Source organism: Halospeciosus flavus, assembly GCF_029814175.1.
Classification (GTDB): domain Archaea; phylum Halobacteriota; class Halobacteria; order Halobacteriales; family Halobacteriaceae; genus Halospeciosus; species Halospeciosus flavus.
The window spans coordinates 82,820-99,805 of the sequence record NZ_CP122313.1 but is presented as its reverse complement, the minus strand read 5'-3'; the positions used below and the strand labels follow the sequence as shown (position 1 = coordinate 99,805).

13 protein-coding genes are annotated in these 16,986 nt (G+C 60.5%); 3 read left to right on the top strand and 10 right to left on the bottom strand.

The window, feature by feature from the left end; genetic code table 11:
- Positions 1–48 precede the first annotated feature (48 nt).
- Positions 49–411 carry a hypothetical protein gene (locus P0Y33_RS17375; RefSeq protein WP_165896114.1) on the top strand — a complete coding sequence of 121 codons (363 nt, stop codon included), beginning with the start codon at positions 49–51 and terminating at the stop codon, positions 409–411.
- Between the two features lie 539 nt (positions 412–950).
- On the opposite strand, the gene P0Y33_RS17370 is transcribed toward P0Y33_RS17375, so the two are convergent.
- Positions 951–1,817, bottom strand: coding sequence for a DNA-binding protein (locus P0Y33_RS17370; protein ID WP_279530305.1), 867 nt, complete (start codon positions 1,815–1,817; stop codon positions 951–953).
- Between the two features lie 733 nt (positions 1,818–2,550).
- Here P0Y33_RS17370 and P0Y33_RS17365 point away from each other — a divergent pair.
- On the top strand, positions 2,551–3,474 hold the full coding sequence (locus P0Y33_RS17365) for a helix-turn-helix domain-containing protein (protein WP_279530304.1): 924 nt from the start codon (positions 2,551–2,553) through the stop codon (positions 3,472–3,474).
- Positions 3,471–4,283: a DUF6036 family nucleotidyltransferase gene (locus P0Y33_RS17360; RefSeq protein ID WP_279530303.1), complete on the top strand. Its 813-nt coding sequence runs from the start codon at positions 3,471–3,473 to the stop codon at positions 4,281–4,283. Before P0Y33_RS17365 ends, P0Y33_RS17360 begins: the two co-directional genes overlap by 4 nt.
- Before the next feature lie 165 nt (positions 4,284–4,448).
- Here the strand turns inward: P0Y33_RS17360 and P0Y33_RS17355 are convergent, their stop codons facing one another.
- The 9 genes from P0Y33_RS17355 to P0Y33_RS17315 all read right to left on the bottom strand — a co-directional run bounded on the left by P0Y33_RS17355 (position 4,449) and on the right by P0Y33_RS17315 (position 16,984).
- The gene (locus tag P0Y33_RS17355; RefSeq protein ID WP_247010704.1) at positions 4,449–4,772 is read right to left on the bottom strand and encodes a DUF7558 family protein; all 324 of its coding nucleotides are present in this window, start codon (positions 4,770–4,772) and stop codon (positions 4,449–4,451) included.
- Positions 4,772–5,062: a hypothetical protein gene (locus P0Y33_RS17350; protein ID WP_279530302.1), complete on the bottom strand. Its 291-nt coding sequence runs from the start codon at positions 5,060–5,062 to the stop codon at positions 4,772–4,774. The genes P0Y33_RS17355 and P0Y33_RS17350 overlap by 1 nt, the downstream gene beginning before the upstream one ends.
- 220 nt (positions 5,063–5,282) lie before the next feature.
- Positions 5,283–5,723: a hypothetical protein gene (locus tag P0Y33_RS17345; RefSeq protein WP_279530301.1), complete on the bottom strand. Its 441-nt coding sequence runs from the start codon at positions 5,721–5,723 to the stop codon at positions 5,283–5,285.
- A gap of 74 nt (positions 5,724–5,797) precedes the next feature.
- Positions 5,798–7,051, bottom strand: a complete 1,254-nt coding sequence (locus tag P0Y33_RS17340; RefSeq protein WP_279530300.1) for a phage NrS-1 polymerase family protein — start codon at positions 7,049–7,051, stop codon at positions 5,798–5,800.
- Positions 7,052–7,402: 351 nt separating this feature from the next.
- The gene (locus P0Y33_RS17335; protein ID WP_279530299.1) at positions 7,403–11,713 is read right to left on the bottom strand and encodes a primase-like DNA-binding domain-containing protein; all 4,311 of its coding nucleotides are present in this window, start codon (positions 11,711–11,713) and stop codon (positions 7,403–7,405) included.
- Positions 11,706–13,913 (bottom strand): VirB4 family type IV secretion system protein, encoded by a 2,208-nt coding sequence (locus P0Y33_RS17330; RefSeq protein WP_279530298.1) that lies wholly within the window; start codon positions 13,911–13,913, stop codon positions 11,706–11,708. The genes P0Y33_RS17335 and P0Y33_RS17330 overlap by 8 nt, the downstream gene beginning before the upstream one ends.
- A complete protein-coding gene (locus P0Y33_RS17325; protein WP_279530297.1) occupies positions 13,906–15,027 on the bottom strand; it encodes a hypothetical protein in 1,122 nt (373 codons plus the stop codon). Before P0Y33_RS17325 ends, P0Y33_RS17330 begins: the two co-directional genes overlap by 8 nt.
- Positions 15,028–15,029: 2 nt before the next feature.
- Positions 15,030–16,145 (bottom strand): hypothetical protein, encoded by a 1,116-nt coding sequence (locus P0Y33_RS17320; RefSeq protein ID WP_096396456.1) that lies wholly within the window; start codon positions 16,143–16,145, stop codon positions 15,030–15,032.
- A 2-nt stretch (positions 16,146–16,147) separates the two neighbouring features.
- On the bottom strand, positions 16,148–16,984 hold the full coding sequence (locus P0Y33_RS17315) for a hypothetical protein (RefSeq protein ID WP_279530296.1): 837 nt from the start codon (positions 16,982–16,984) through the stop codon (positions 16,148–16,150).
- Between the last annotated feature and the right edge of the window lie 2 nt (positions 16,985–16,986).

Here is a 16,986-nt window from a genome sequence, read left to right as displayed (position 1 = left end):
CAATGGCAGCCTCCGGGACGAGAGGAACCACTCCAACGGTCACTCGATATGGCCCTGGAACTCGAACTGGACGACGAGGAGGAAGACCCGGATTTCATCTACGGCGATATCGTCCACGATACCGAGGCCGACGAACCGATCGCCTTGGTCGTCGTGAACATTCCTGGACTCGAACTCGACGAGTGGGAGTTCGAGGACGGAGACACGCTGGCCGACAAGACTCCGAAGTACCCGGATGACGACGAGGTCATTGTAGTTACCCCACTTGACGTGCTCGAAGAGTACATGCCGAGATGGGACGAGCGAGAGGCCGCGATCCCGCTCGAAGAGCTCGTTGAGGAGGAAATTCCATTCGCCCCGTTTCCGTCCCTCCAGTTAGTCCGGGTCGAGGACTCTCACCTCCGAGACTGAGATGGCCGACGAACTGTGGCCGTTCTTGATCTTGCTTGCTCTCTTGGTCCTCACCGGAACGTTCGGGACCGTTATGGGCGCGTTCGGGGACGTGGTACACCTCCTGTGTCCCGACCCGTCGAACCCATTCAGCGTCTGGTGGTGTTAGATGTCCCGCATCGTCTATGACCGAGGCTCCTTCCTGCAGATTCGTTGGCGGTAGGTCTTCCTAGGCGTCCAGTGCGGCGGCTAACTGTGCTTTGACGATCGGTGAGTCCGGTCGTCCGGCGAGCTTCGCGGAGGTGAATGCGAAGCCATTCGCGGGCTGTGAGAATATGTTCCTTGGACATCGTTGCTCAGGGCACGTTGTCTGCCTCCACTTCCCCTCTGGGTACACACAAACACCTCAACCCCGGACAGCCGTCTCACCGCGCTCCTCTCAAGGGTAGGAGTCCGGTCGTGGCTGCCGGCCGACCAGCGGGAGGCCGGGAGCGGAGGGTGGGGTGGCGGGGTCTGGGCCGGTTCGGCACACAGCAAAAAAAGAAGGCTGCGCTAACTGGCTATTCTTCCCACCAGCGGCCGCGCTCTGGGAATTCGATCCGACTCCAGCCCGTGATCGCGAGACTGCACCGACCTTGGTACCAGTTCTTTTTGACCGCTCTGAACCTGACCGTCTGCCCTTCTCGAACTATCGTTTTCCCGCTTTTCTCCCAGACCGTGAATTTCGTGCGCCCGCTCTCGTCTTCGATCAGCCCGACTTGTTGTATATTTGAACTTGAGGGAGTCCAGAGCTCGGTGATTTCACCCTGGACCGTCACTTCCCCGACGGGCACGTCCGGCACATCCGCGATGGGCACGATTGCACCGGGTACCGCCTTCTGCTCCTCCAACGTCTCCAGCACCGCCTTGGTCACGTCCTCTCCGCGCTGCACCTTCTCGGCCAACTGCTTCGCGACGACCGCTCTCGACCAGCCGTCCTGCACTTCGTCGCTGATCCGCATCGCCTGCTTGTTCACCGCCGCGAGTTTCTCCTGCGTCAACTTCTCTCGGGGATCCGTGCGCTCCACCGGTTCGGGCTCGTCTCGACCACACTGCTCGACGACGACCTCTCGCGTCCGCTTCGCGCGTCCCTCCTGTTGACTGAGTTCCGCCTGGGTACTGATGTGCTCCAGCTCGGCTTCCCGGGCCTCGATGCGCTCCTCCTGTTCGAGAGTCTTCCCGAGCAGGTGATCCGGGCCTTCCTCGACCCGCGCATCTGGGTGGTTGGAATCGACTTTCGCCTGCACTTCCATGTCGACCGTCGCCCGGAACTCCGGCGTCTCGTCGACGACCTCGAACCCATCCTCGTCGACCTCGACGTCATCGTGTTTCTCGAAAGCCTGTTCATCGACCGAAACCTCATTACCGAAGACGTTCTTACTCGACATTGGAGTTCAGCTCCTGAAGGCGCTCACGCGCCCGACACCGCGATGCCTCAACATCGCGGATTTCCTCGACGACAACGACCGACAGACTCGTCTGCGCGCTCTCGCTCGCGCCTTCGCGAGCGCCCTGTGGGCGCGAGCGAGAGCGCGCCCGAGGCGGACGACCATCCAGCACCGCGCGCCGACCCGCCCGGAGCGAGCGGCCAGCGGGATATGCCCGCTCGTGTCCGGCCCGATGTGCGGGTCCGTGTCCAGGGCGACTGTCGCCGAGAACGCGCGCCGCGGTGTGGCGCGCGACAGCGCAGGCGGCACCAAGCGCTGGAACGCGAAAGCCCGCAAGGGGCGCAACCGACGGGGATACCCGCTGGCGCCGAGGGCACATGCATTTTAGCCCGGAACGGGCGCGGGCGGTGCGGAGAGCGCCCGCACGCCCGGAATGGTCGGTCGCGAGCGACGCGGAGGGCGGAACGCGGCGAGCGGGGCGGGCCATAACGAACACACCTGTTCAGCCGGCTACGTCGCTCGGTGAGGCATCTACCGTCCTGGTGGACTCAGAAAGGGCGAGGCTGCCTCGGTCACCGGGAGAGCCTGCTCTCCCGAGCTAACGGGCGGCGCGCCGCCCGTGAACGGCCGAGGGCCTTCATCGTGTTGCTCACCCAGCAACTTCAGCTGAGTCAGTCATACTCGTTGCGAGATAGCGAAGTTATTTAAATATCGGTTCGTATCTACGCAACAGATGCTTACCGAAGGCGAGGTTCGCGCGCTCACCGTCCTTCACGGTGAACAGACAGTCTCCGAATTTGCGACCCAGCTGGACCGCAGTCTCAGCTACACGTCTGAACTTGTCGATCGTCTCGAAGCGACCGGACTCGTCGAGACGCGTCGACAAGGGAAAACAAAGCAGATCCGGCCATCGGACGCAAAAGCACTCGAACTCCTCGCAGACATCACCCAAGAGTATTCGCACATCGAATGGCCTGAACTGTTGTCGGGCGCGACGTTCCGCGTTCTCTACTATCTTGAAACACCGCGGGTCGCAATGGAGCTCGCACGCCGGGCCAACATTCACAGGAGTACCGTCCATCGCGCCCTCGATCCACTTCAGCATCGAGGGATCATCTACGAAACTGACGAGGATGCATATGTGCTGAACGAGGGATTCGAACAACTGAGTACGCTTGCTCGGGAACTCGTTCACCACGACCATCGCCAGACCGTCGAACAACACACCGACACCTACACGATTCTCTGGGAGTCACTCGACGAGTTCCTCGTCCAGACCGCAGATGAGATTACCGCCGAGGACTTCCTTTCGACGGGGCCAGAGCGTTTCCAGACCTACGACCTGCCCCTTCTGGCCCGCGACCGTCGGTACTATTTCCATTCAGAGACGATGAATGATCTCTCGCCGGCGATGCTGTGCTGTCATATGCTCGTGATCGATTCGGGCGCACGTACCCAGTCATACTGTCTGCTCCTGCTCAGCCACGTTGACGTCGACCGTGACGAACTGCGTGACCAGGCCACAAAGTACGGCGTCGACGATCTCGTCGAGGACTTGCTCACGTATCTCGACACGAGTGGCGAGGAGCGGGCATCTCGACTTCCCGAGTGGGAGGAGTTCCAAGAATTGGCTGCGGACTACGGGGTGTCAGCATGAGGGCGCGATTCGACAGTTCGTACATTCGGTCGGAACTCGAGCGCATCGGCGAGCAGCTAGACGACCCGCTCACTGTCTTCTTGATCGGCGGTGGGGCAATGGCGTTCCAGGATCTCAAGACCACTACCAAGGATATCGATCTCATCGTCGCATCCGGTGATGACCTCGGGCAGCTCCAAGCAGTACTGCTCGAACTTGGTTACAATATCGTTCGGGAACCGGACGAAGAATACGAAGCGCTCGGTGCTCAGCGAATCCTCGAGAACGATGATGGGTGTCGAATCGACATCTTTCACCAGCAGGTAATCGATAAACTGGTTCTTTCTGACGGGATTCGGAAGCGCAGCGAGCGGTACCTCAACCCCAGCAACTTGGTGGTCGAACTCGTGAGCCCAGAGGACATCTTCCTATTCAAGGCGGTCGCCGGACGGGTGGACGATATCGAAGATATGTTTTCGCTGCTGCAGACTGACCTCGATTTCGACGTCGTCGAAGCAGAACTCGCCGCGCAGATCGACCTCTTGGACCAAGAGCTATTCGTGACATACGTGAACGAGGCGTTGGCCGATCTCACCGAGCAACACAACGTGAGGACACCCCTGCATGAGCCGGTCGCGGAGATTACAGAGCGCGTATACGAGGAACTCGAAGTGCTTCACGCCCTCGACGAACCGAAATCTATGCCTGCCCTCCAGCAGGAACTCGATTACACCACGGTTGAACTACAGGATATCGTGAGTCGTCTCGAGGAGAAAGACGCAGTCAAGGGAACCGCTGATCGCATCGAGCGTCTTTCGACGACGATCTGACGGCGAGGGATACCGGAATCTGTGGTGTAATGCCAAGCGGTGCGGCTTATTGGATACTTTCCCTATCCCTGGATAGGAGACCCCCCCATTAGTCGCGGTCAAGCGCGACGTCGACTTCGTCAACGAGGTCCTCCATGGAAACGGTGTAAGCGTCGGCAACATGTCTCACTCAACGAGATGCTCATCGAGGTCGTGCGTCCAGTACGTCGCGGGCCCGCCAGGACTACATCGCGCACACAGCTGCAGCGGCCCCTCGAGATGGCCGAGTTCCACACGGAAACGCGTGAGCGCCGCGAGGGCGTCGACGACGAGCCCACAGCCATCGCAGGCGTAGCGATCGCGCTCGTCGGGATCCGGATCCATCTGGATCGCGCAGTCGACGCAGATAGGGTGGGTGACCCGCTCATCTTCCCCCCAGGTGTGGGCCTCGCCAGTCTCGGTGCTGGGCGGAGCGTCGCAGAACGCACACCCTGTAAGCGTCTGCTGCATTACTCCGCCTCCGCGTCGGCGTCGCGGCCGGCCGTCCAGCCACGGTGGAAGACGGCCAATTGCGTCGTCGAGTCGAAGGTAGTAACACTCGGCTCGTGAACGAGAACGCGATCCTCGGGAACGGGTGTGACGACGTCCGCGTCGATGAGGTCGTCGACTAGGCTGCGGGCCGTTGCGTCGTCGACGTCCGCGGTCGCGACGCTCGCGGCGTCACGGTCCTGTGCGAGGAGTTCGGTTTCGCGCTGTTCGTGGTCGGCACTCGTGTCGTCGTGAGGATCGGGACCAGCCATGGTGAATCACGCCGCGCACGCTCTCGCGCGCTGCACGCCTCCCGGCGCCGATAAACAGCCCAGTCGGAGGGCGTCAGTCCGACCCTGGGTCGAGATACTCGAAAACGGCAACGTCGCGGAGGGACAGGGCGGTGGGCGGGGGTTGAGGGCATGAATTCTGGCAACGTCGTTAACCAACACTTCGACAGAACTGGTCCCGAGTGTTGGTTAAGAGTGTGGCCTATGGAGTTCGGAGTTCCTGAACCGGCTTCACGGTGAACGTGTCCGGCTCGCTGGCTGCTGCTTCTCGTGTGCGTTCCGCTTGTGAGGCTGCCGACCGGGTGAGCTGGGTGACGAGTTCGTCGCGAACGATCTCCCGAGGAACGGTTGTCTCGTGCCAGCCCAGCCGGGCGTCGAAGTGCCGCTTTTGGAACTGCTCGCTGACGTCGTCGACGGCGACGTACTGCGTGCGGTTTGTCCCCCGGACCTGGTGAGTGACGACAACTGCCCCCACGTGCTCGTGAGTCAACTCGACGAGGACACATTCCACGAGCGCGACGAGCGACGCGTGATCGCGGTCGGTCGGGATCGTCACCTCGAGGTCTGCCCACGGAGCCTCCCCGTCGGAGTTGGTTGCTGCTTGCTGTACCGTCTGCGTTTGGGTCGTACGTTCCGAATCCATCGTCTATCGGGGGCACGTGATGTACCCCGCCGCCCCCTGGCGGGGGTGACAGACGTGCCGCTGCGGTCGCAACGCTACTTGGACCGACCGCCGAATAACCGACCCAACAGTGAGGATGACTCTGACTCACTACTGTTCTCACTCGTAGTAGCGGCGTGCTCGCCCTGGCACTCCTCCTCCTGGCCACGGGTGGCGAGTTCGTCAGTGAGTCGCTTGACCTCCGCTTCGAGAGCGTCGATGCGCTCGGTTTTCTCCGTGAGTGTCGCCTCGAGTTCGTCGACGCGGTCGCTCAAGATCTGGTTCTTCTCGGCGAGATACGCGCGACTCCGCTCCGAGTCAGCAGCGCCGACGTCTGGAGACGATGTGGCGGAGATATCATCTGCGGTATCGTCGCCGGCGTCCGGGTCGTAGAACTCCGAAGTAGTCGCAATTGCTCGCTCGATGGTCTTCTCCCCATACGTCGACCCATCAGCGTAGTGGACCTCGTCCCACTTCTCCCGAAGCAATCCTGACTGGCGAAACAGGTGATCCATCTGCGTCCGGTCGCCGCCGGTCCAGAACGCCAGCAGACAGCACAGCGCCATGTCGGCCTCGGACTGGCTGTCGTAGCCGGCTGTGTTCCCGTTCCAGAGCCGCTCGAACTTCTCGCCGTTCGATGCATTCCGCGCTTTCTCGAGGAGGTCCTCGTCTTCGAGGTCGACGTCAACGCCGGCTGCACCGGTCGTCGGTGACTCGTCGTCAGCGCTACCACGCTGTTCGGACTCTGCTGCCGTGTCACGCTCTGTCTCCTGAACGTACTCACGGTGAATCGCTCTGAGCGCGTCCTGTCGACGTGCGACGCACGTTGGTGTCCGCTCGACGTGATCGCCAGTGACGGTGAAAAAGCGTGCCGTGTCGTACAGTTCGATGCTCCCGCGACGGTTCCGCCCCTCGGGAAGTTCGCCCCTGATGAGGACGTGATAGCCGGTGCCGGACGGTGACACCTCCGTATAGGAGTCGAGGCGCTCGATGATGTCTAGTGCCGCGTCGTCGACGTCGCCGGTTTCAGGATCACGGCAGTCGTCCAGGTCGACGCCGACGATGGGATCGTCGTCGGTAAACACGAACCCGATACCATCGGCGTGCTCTGTCTCGCTGTAGTCGAGTGCTGCCTCGAAACTCGCCCAGGTCTCCGACTCTGTTGCTGACGCGAACCCCCCTGCCCCTGGCGTCACCGGAATCTTCGTCGGTTTGCCGTCTCGCTCCTCCTCGCGCCAGCACACCCACTGGTCGCGTTCGCGTAACGTCTCCGGAATCGCCTCCGGCTCGTCGATAATAGGTTCACTCATCCTCACGTAGGACCTCGCATGGCTCTCACTGGCTCTGAGCCAGCACAGAACGCTCTCTGCTGTACGTCGCGATCCAATCCCTTGGTCCCAACGGGGACCCCCCGTTCTATCCTAGTTGGTTGTTGGGTGGAACACTCGCTATCGCTGGTTGCAAATCGATGGACGTGAGCGTGTTCCACCCATTTCGGCCGTTTCGTAGCTGTTCCACCCATTGAAGATTTGGGTGGAACATGCCGCAGTCGGGTGATTTCCGACCTACGAATTTGATTGGATGAGGTCATGATTCAGCTTGGGTGGAACAGGTCTCAAGAAGTCCCGATGATATCGGGAATTGGACCGTGTACGTCCGTTTCATGACTGAAAGTCCTCTTCAGAACGGATACGGACACCAGTGTAATGCGGGACGGGTTCCCCGCCGATTCGCTTCTTCGTGGAATCCACCTTGATGTGGGTGTTGAGCTTCCGGGTGAACCAACTCTTATTCAGCGGATCGTCGATGCCGTGTGCCTCTGCCCAGTCGTTGTAGAGGCCGAATACGTCATCTTTCGGCACGGCTTCATCCGCATCTTCGACAAGATATTCGTCGACAAATGCTTCGAACGACGGTGGCGATTGGTCTTCCTCGACTGTCTCATCGGCCTGGTCGGTCTGACTGGGTGGTTCGTCAGCGGCCGCTGATTCAGGCGATGCGGGACGGAGTGCCCCGTCAGTGATTGCCGAGAGTGGCCGCTTCTCACCGTCTTCATACACGACCGATTTCGCCTCATCGTGAAGGATAAGGATGCCGTACGTCGAACGTGTGTAGTCTGGTACGGGGAGTTCGGCTTCGGGGACGAATGGCTTCTTGATACGCACCCAGTCGCCCTCGAACGCCGATTTCGTCTCGTAGATGTGTTGCTCACCGTGCTCGTATACGACGTACTCGTCGGCAGCGTGGTCGTAGCTGTAGATGGCTGGCACACGATCTTTCGAGAGTGTTCCAAGCGACGGGAGGCGGATGTGTTCCGTCCCGCTGGTATCACGAAGGACGATCTCGTCGCCATCACGCTGCCAGATGTTCTGGGTCCCGTTCTCGTCGTCGGTCGCCGGTCGCACGGCCGTCACTCCACCTTCTTCGGTCGCTCCACCGTTGAACGTGAGATTCGAGTCAGTCGTGTAGAACCGTGTCTCACCATTCTGGAGGGTACGGACGGGAGGTGTGAGAATGCCGTCAACACGCTCGGCCCACTCAGTTTCGTCGTTTCCTGGTCGAACGACAAACAGCGGGATATCACCTGCTGCTTGGGCCTTCCGGAGATTCGTGAGCACTTTCGCGGGATTCTCGGGTGTCGTCGTTTCGACTTCGATGGCGAATCGGTCGGAAACGTCGGGGTGGCTCGCCCTCGCGTCAGGTTTCTCGCTGCCATCCTGTGCGAGGATCGAGACGGTGAAACCGAGTGCGGTGAGCTCTTCTTCGATCTGAAGGAGTGCTGCGTCGTGGACACTCCCACCAGCGGCCTGCACGCTACCAGTATCGGGTGTCGAGACATCCTCTCCGGCTTCAGTGAGCCGGATGCGGAGCTCGTCGGCGTCGATATCGACGGTCGTATCGAGGTATCGTGATCGTTCTCGAATGTCCGCGAGTGCATCATACGATGGCGGCTCGGCGTCGACGTCGTCGAAGAGCCGCCTGAGTTCGTCGTCAACTGCTTCAACGGCCACCCAGCCGTTCTCCTCGCGGCAGTCCTCTCGAAGCTGCAGACTCCGAACCACCTTCGCAATCGCGACGTCCAGGTCGTCGCTCGCGATATCGAGGACCTCGTGTTCGTTGGTCGGTGTTCTCGTTGTTGAGGCGTCTGTTGCAGCCGGGACACCGTGTCTATCACTGATGTGCTCGTGCATCGAGGAGAGCGTCTCAGTGAACTGCTCCTCTTCACGTTCAGTGAGCGGGGATTCGCTCTCGGGGTGGCCCGGTGGAATCGGGAGTGGTTCGAGACTGAACGGATACGGCCCCGTTTCACCGAACGTCGGGCTTGGCAAGCTGGCGATCCACTCTCCGCGCGGCAACGAACGAATCCGATTGGCGAAATCCGCAGGGTCCATCTCTTCGTGGGCCATCGCACGTGCCAGTTCCCGGTCGACGTTGATTTTCCCGATGAGCGAACTACCGATGTTGTTCAGAGCGTTCAGGTAGATCTTCCGCCCGCCTTCGGCCTCCATCTGTTCGGGGAACTGCATCGACAGGCCGACAGAGAGCCGGAATCCCCGGCCTTTCTCGAGGAGATCGTTCATGATGTCGGAGACCACAACCGATGCTGCCTCGTCGACGAGCAAGTTCACGACGTAGTCGTCCGAGTGCTGGGAGAGCGCCTGTTTGCGGTCCTTGAGGGCTGCATCGAGATTGGTCAGGATCACACCGGTCATAATCCGGGCGGCGTCGTCGCGGAGGTCGCCGAGGTCGAAGAGGATGACCGTATCCTCGTCGAGGACATCCCGAAAGTCGAACTGGTTCTCGGTATTGTTGAAGATCTGCCGCAGGTGCGTATCCTGTGAGATGTAGGCGAGACGGTTTCCGACACCGCCCATCACGTTCGCGAAGGTGTTCGAATCTAACTGGAGTTGCCGTCGAATCGTCCGGGTGACTTCCTCGTCGCTCGACCGTGGGGCGTCGCCGATGTTCTCGTTCGGTGGCCCGGCCTCCCAGATCTGGTCGACGACGTGTTCGAGCTGTCGGTGGGCGAAGTAGTCCGTCGACGCTCGGTATAGCCCGTTCTCACGGCCGTATTCCTCGTCGAACAGTGCCTTGATGAGTGTCTTGATGAGAGTCGGGGCCACAGTCGCCCGCTCGTAGCGGTCGGTTCCCATCACGAGCTTCAAAATCTCTTCGTAGTGGTCGGCCTTCCGTTGGACGGCGTCTTCGCGGCGCCGTCCGCTCTCCATCGACGGTTCGAGATCGAAAAACGAGAACCCGGGGAGCACGTCCGGGATTGGGAAGTGGACGACGTTCTCTTCGAGGTCGGTCATTCCGAACCGACGCGCGTGAGCCCGCATATAATTCTGGGCCATATCGTCGTTCTTCGGGATGATGAGGATCGTCGGACCCTCGGTGTTGTCGTACAGCGACAGCATATCGTTGATGAGGGCTTTCGATTTCCCAGAGCCGGTTGTTCCGAACCGGCCGTAATGAGTGGGCAGCAGTCCGGGTGGAATGTGTGTCGGCACGTCTTCGGCCTCGCCGGTGTCGTCGAGGGCATACCCGATTGCCATCCCGTCTCGGAACTCACTCATGAGGTCCTGGTGCGGACGGGGCAATGGATTCCGACTCTGCTGTTCCGCACGCGTCCCACGTGTCCCCTCGACAGTAAGCTGTTCCGAGGAGGGGACGAGTACGAAGTGCGCGAGTTCTCGGCCACTCAGGACGAACTCCGGTCGGGTCGTCCCACGGCCGGTCGTGATCTCACGATCCAAGAGCCGCTGCAGCGCCGCTCGTGCGTTCCGTTCTTTCGTGGCTGCCCGGAAGCCGCTGTCACGTAACCGCTCGGCTGCAACCTGGTAGTACGGCCCGTCAAGCGGGTCGAACACCGGGACAAGTGACTGCATTCGCTCATCGAGATCATCGCGACCGTCACCACCGGATGGAATCCCGATGGCTCGGATGTTCGCGGTGAACGACCGCTTCGGATTTGTCGCCTCGATTGCCGCGACACGTTTTGCAACCGCGTCGCTAAGCTGGTTTCTGTCCCGGTTCTCCGACTGACCGTCGAGTTCGAAGAGGGTGCCAATAATCTCCTGGGCGAGTGTGTCCCGCCCGTCGATGACGTCCTCCTTGCGAAGGTCGGCATCGGACTGCCAGCTCTCGCGTCGCTGGAAAACGACCTGGAACGCCACTGGTGCTGTCGCCTCCATCAGATGGTCGACGAGCGACGCGAGCGCACCCCCTGGCTGATCGACCGCGGGGAGTTCTGCTTCGTCGTCGGCAGTGAACGGCGAGAGTGAGGTCATCCAGTCTTGCTTCCGAGTAGCCGACCCCTGCCACCGTACGCCGAGTGGGGAGACAGATTCGGTCGCTGGCCGGGCGAGTATCGTTCCCTCTGATGTTACCGTTGGTTTGGCAAGCGTCGTGAGTGGCTCATCCTCGGGAATCGCATCTGGTGGGGCGAGTTCGAGGGCAGTATCGCCGATTTCGATGATGTGGTCGGCAGACTGGTCGCCGACTATCCCTCCATCCGCGACTGATTCGGCGTCCCCTGGCCTCGATTGTTTGTTGTCGTCAGTGCCACGTTCGTATTGCTCGTCAGGGTCGAATTCGTACTGGAGGTCGCCCGCCTCATAGTGCTCGACGAATGTCTCGCGGTCGAATTCGACAGGCTGTACGAGTCGGGATGCGATGTCGACCTCAGTACGCTCGATGTCGAACGTCTCGGGATAGACCGACCGGAGCCGCTTCTCAAGGGTATCCAGATGGTCGTCGGCACCGTAGTAGAATTCGACGGGGTCATCTTTCCCCTCGCTCAGCGCGAGGAATTCGAAGCGTAGCGGTGTGTCGCTATGTAGCGGATTGAGTTTGTCAGCTAGCCCTGTCGAGTCCGTTGAGGTCAGTTTGTGGAGGCTCTCCAGTGCCTGCGGCAGACGCTCCGGATTGAGCCGTTCGGAGGTTGGCGTCACGCGAAGGTACTCACGCATTGTCGTCACCTCCCGTTTCACCGCCATCAGTCTCTGTTGGCGTCCGCTCAGGTGTGTGTTGTCCGTTGTCGGTCGCTCGGCTTTCAATATCGTCTTGGAACGCCTGCACCTCCGCGTTCACAGCATTCTCACCAGTCCCGGGAAGTGAGTCTCGCCGTTGCTCGGTTGGCTCGAAGTCGATGACCTGCTTCTCCTTGGGCATCGCTTTGACCTGGATCCCACGCCACTCGCCGTCGACGCCCACTAGGGCCTCGGAGAAGCCGGCGTCCTCGTTACCAGGAACGGCGTCCTGGACGAACCGCATCTGTGCGTAGTTCAGACCGAACTCGTCGGCCCAGTCTTCGTCCATCCCGTCGAGACGGTGGAACTGTTTGACCGCACACTGATCGAGAATCGCTTCGGATTCGGCGTGCTCGAAGAACTCGTCGACCGTCTGGGTGACCAGCCGGATCGAGAGGTCGTGGTGGCGGTGGTGCCGGAAGACAGTCTCTAGGAACGCCAGACTGGCGGCGTCCTGCATGATATAGCGGGCCTCGTCGATGTAGAACACGACCTCCTTGTCCGAGACCTTCGCTCGCTCGTACACCAGCGAGATGAGGAGCTGCATCGTCAGTGCCGTGCTGCTGTCCACGCTCCCTTCCTGCTGGGCGAGATCGAGATAGATGACCTTCTCGTCCCGGATGTCGAAGTCGGATTCTTGGCCGAGATTCGCGTGGCGACCGTCGTCCTCGAAGGGGCGGAGCTGATCGAGCAGCCACGTTGCGTCCTCCTTGATCTTCCCGGCTTCCTCGTCGGACCGCACGACGAACTCCTCGGGGTCGTCGATCATATCCTCGAAGACGTCCATCATATCGCGGATGGTCGGGCTCGGATTGCTGTGCGTGGAGATGTCGTCAGTAATGTCCTGGCGCTTGTAGGCGCGCTTGAGCCCGAGTTCGAGCGTCGTCCGCCGGTCGCCGAGCGAGATACCACGGAGCGCGAAGAAGTTGGTGAGGAAGCTCATCGCGTCGTCGAGCTTCTCGTTGAACGGGCTCGCGTCCTCACCCATCGCCCGCTGGACGTGCTCCGGCGTCTCCCGAATCTCCAGCGGATTCAGACCGAGCGTCCCGCCGACCGTGATCCGTTCGGCGTCGAGGGCTTCCGAGACACCGGCCCAGTTGTTCAGCGGCTCGAGGATGATCCCGATGCGGTCCTTACTCTGCTCGATCGACCGGATGAAGTTCTGCTTCGAACTAAACGACTTCCCCGAGCCGGTATCGCCGACGGTGAACATCGCGTACCCGTTGTCTCGGGAGAAGGGATCGATGACGACCGGGCTTTGGTTGTCCTTGTGAATCCCGAACTCGACGCCGCCCTCCTCGAGGATCGTCGCGTTGTGCGGCGATGAGAGCAACGCGCCGATGGCGCCGCCGAGTGCGATTGATGTCCGCCCGAATTCGTTGTCGCCGATGGGCGCGGCGGACTGGAGGGCGAGGTCCTGCCGACAGATAGCCGTCTTCGGCGTGAGGTTCGCCGGGTCGTCGCGGAGCGCACTCTTGACCGTTTGGACAGCGTCTCTGAGCTCATCTTTCTCGTCGGCCCGGACGGTGATGAACATCCCCTGATCGAAGACGTTTGCGCCGTTCTCGACGGCCTTGTACGTCGCTGCGGCCTCGTTGGCGCGCTCTTGGAGATAGGCGCTCCGGATACTCTGTTCGAGGTCAGCATCGACCTGGAGGTCGTCCGCGATGTCCTGTAGTTCGTTCCGGGCTCGCTCCTGATTTTTCGGCGTGATGTGGGTCGTCAGATCGAACTGGACGTCGGTCATCTCGAAGAGGTCGCTCAGATACCCGTCGTTGGGATAGTCGGCATAGTTAGCGATGTACAGCGTCGTCGTCCACTGTTCGCCGACCCGTGCGGCTCGCGTTTCCCACTCGACAGCTCCGGGCGCGGTCACCGTCTTGTGTGACTCGGAGATGTCGTCGAGGAGCTGGCGTTCAGCCTCGCCTTCTTCGAGTGTCTCCTCGTCGAGGACATCGGTGAAGTCCACGTCTGGTTCATCATCCGCAGTGAAGTGATCCCAGAGGTGCTTGCTGCCGACGCCAAGGCCGAGACCCATTGCAAGGGCTAGTACTGCACTCTCTGCTGGTGTCAGGTTCTGGAGCCACCCGGCGACGGAGCCAAGCGCGCCACCACCAGTCTGGAGGATCACGTTACGCATCGTGTGGGTCCTCCCGGCGCGAGTGGCCGATGATCGATTGGTCGCGAACGACACGTTCCGCCTCGTCGTAGTCGTGTTCGCGGCCGTTCCAGAAGTCCATATTCAGAACGAACAGCTCGACCGTGCTGAGTCGACGTGCGGACCACCCCGACGCCTGCTGGATGAACTCGGATCGCACGTCGTTGACGCGACTGTCGAGCTTCTCGAACATCTGCGCGCGGCGCTCGACGTCAGTAAGGTCCTCGCGACGGGTGACGAACGGGTTGAACAGGAACCCGATGACGGGGAACTGGGTCAGCTTCTCGGCGGGGGTGCCCTCGTCGCGGAAGCGGTCGTACACTTCTATCGGGCTGACTTCAACGCCGATGTAGTACCGGACCTGCTGAATGCCCCGGTCACGCATCTCCTTCGGCCGTGTTTCCCGGTACTCTTCGAGGAGTTCCCGGAAGATCGGGTTCTCCGTGACGTCTTCGTCCGTGAGTCGATCTTCGATGGTCTCGGTGATCTGCTCGACCGGGAAGGAACGGGTTGTGGCGTGGAGTTTGAGCTTCGAGTCCAGCTCTTTGTTGGCGAACTCTTCGCCGGCGTCTTGCTGCTGCGCCCAGTCGTTGGACATCGCGAAGTCCATGTTGGCCGGATCGATCTCGATGAACGCCTCCATCGCGCCGTCTTCACGCTGGATGGCACCAGCGCCCGGCCACGCTCGCTTGATGTTGGTGAGATCCTGTGTTCGCTCGTCCGGCTTGAACGGCGTGTAGTTCGCGAGTCCGCCTTGGTTGCGCTCTGTCTCGTTGGTACTCGTGTCGGCTTCGGCGGGCGCACTGAACGTGACCTGAGGCCGTTTGAGGTATCGATAGACGTCTTTGGTCCACGTCCAGGCATTCAGGTGGGTTGGTGAGACGTAGATGACGGCGACGCCAAATCCAAGCCCGCCAGCGACGAACGGGAGGGCAAGCGACTCGATCCCGGTGAGGCCAGCGATAAACAGCCCAATAATGGGGAAGGCGATGAGCATGCCGACGTCCCCTTCCTCGATATTGAGATACGGGATGCGACTCTCCTCGCCGAACTGATCCATGATGCGCCGTGCGGCCGCGTCTTGATCTGCTGACATTGTTAGTGGATTCCTCGATCAAACTCCATCCCACGGTCGTCACTCGCCGATTCCGCTGTCGCTCCACCAGGGTCATTCTCTGTTCGACGGTACGATGGCGTCCCGCCATCGTCTCCTCCATGTCCACCGCGGGCAGCCGCTTTTTGTGCGACGGCGTGGCCAGCGGCGGCTTTCGGCCCCCACCGAGCGGCGGTCGTCGCGACGCCGGCGCCACCGACGTAGGCTCCAGCGGCGACACCGCCAACGAGTGCCGCGCCTTTTGTTGCACCGCCGACGACTTTGGCCGTCAACGGCGTCGCGTATTTGAACGTCTTCCACGTGATGTAGAGGGCGACCAGCGGGAGGGACGCAGCAACGAGATATTTGAGGAACGCTGTTCCTGGTGTGAGAGTCCCACCGCCGTAGATCAAGTCGTACCCCTTGAGGACCATCGCTGCCGGGAGCGGGAGGACAGCCAACGGGACAAACCGTTTGCAGAACCCCATCGCGATATCGGATACGACCGGAATGTTTCCGTAGGCCAGTGCAAATGCAATCGGCATTCCGTACAGGTAGACATACAGCAGAATCATCCGGATGTAGAACAGCGCCTCCAGCGCCCACATCGAGATTCCACCAATCACGGCGAACAATAGTCCCAGCCCTGGGTTTGTGATAGATACCTCCAAGAATCCAATCATCGCCTCCGTAACCGAGGAAAGCTCCGGCATCAGGGCGATAGTGAATCCATCAACGAGGTAGAGTGCAAGAGTTCCAACCCAATACCACGTAATGATTAGAAAAGCACCGACCCAGGCCGTCTTCTTCGTTTTTCGGGCTTCGTAGGTACTTCCAATATTGAAGATCCGAACCGTGTGACGGCCCTGAACGCTCATCACGAGGAGCAAGAGGGCAACCAGCATGATTTCGCCGCCGATGAGAGCATCGTGAATCGCTGGCCAGGGTGCATTGGTTGGTTCACCGAAGACAAAAGCTCCGTTCGTCTCTGGAGTAGGTGTCCCGAACATTCCCTCAGTCAGAGTTTCATACCCTGATCTGAGACCGTCCATGAACAGCCCAATGAACCACTCAACGACGCCCTTGATACCCTCAAGGACGACATCAATGAGATCGACCATCGTTATACCTCAGTGATCGTGACCTCACAATCAGTCATATCGTCGGAACCAGTGTATTGAACGTTGTAGGTGCTTGAGACCTGATTTCCACCGACCCGTGTCTCAACGATAACAGTAAACTGGCCACTATTCCCGTCTGGGGAGCATCCCATCCCGTCCTCAGTTTCTGTACCGAACGGAAACGAACTACTGAACAGGTCGGCCGTCTCGCCGGGGGAAACTACTACCCGGTCGGTTTCGTGCATTCCACTGCCTCTGGGGTTCTCAATTGGATTGGGAACGTCCCCGGAGAAGATTAGTTCAGTTATCGCTTCCGGACCGCTTCCTGTGTTCTCTACCGTAACGAATGCCTCGCCATTCTTGATCCGGTCCGTCTCGCTCTCACCATAGACTTCGTCCCACGGCTTATCTGGGTTATTCCGATAGAGTCCGACATCCTGTATCTGAATCTCTGGACGGAGTTCAGTCGTGGTCTCGACTACTGTCTCCTCGCCTTTCAACGCGAGTACGCGGTACTCACCGGGCGCATACGCGGTGCCGATCTCGAATGAGACCTGTTGAGCACCCGCGGCTACGTCGCGCTTTCCGAATAGCTCGCCGTTCGGTTGGATGAGGTTGACCTGGTCGACGTCGGCCTCTCCGGAGAGTTCGACGACGAGTGTGGTTCCCTCGACAGCGATACGGGTGAGTGGGCCGTTGCCATCTGGAGAGGTCGTTCCATCACCAGGCGTCCCAGAACCGCCATTGTCGTTCAGACAGCCAGCGACGCTTACGAGCGCAGCACCTGCGACTGTTCGGAGGGCGGTTCGCCGACTGATGTGTGGGTGGTTTCTAGTCATGG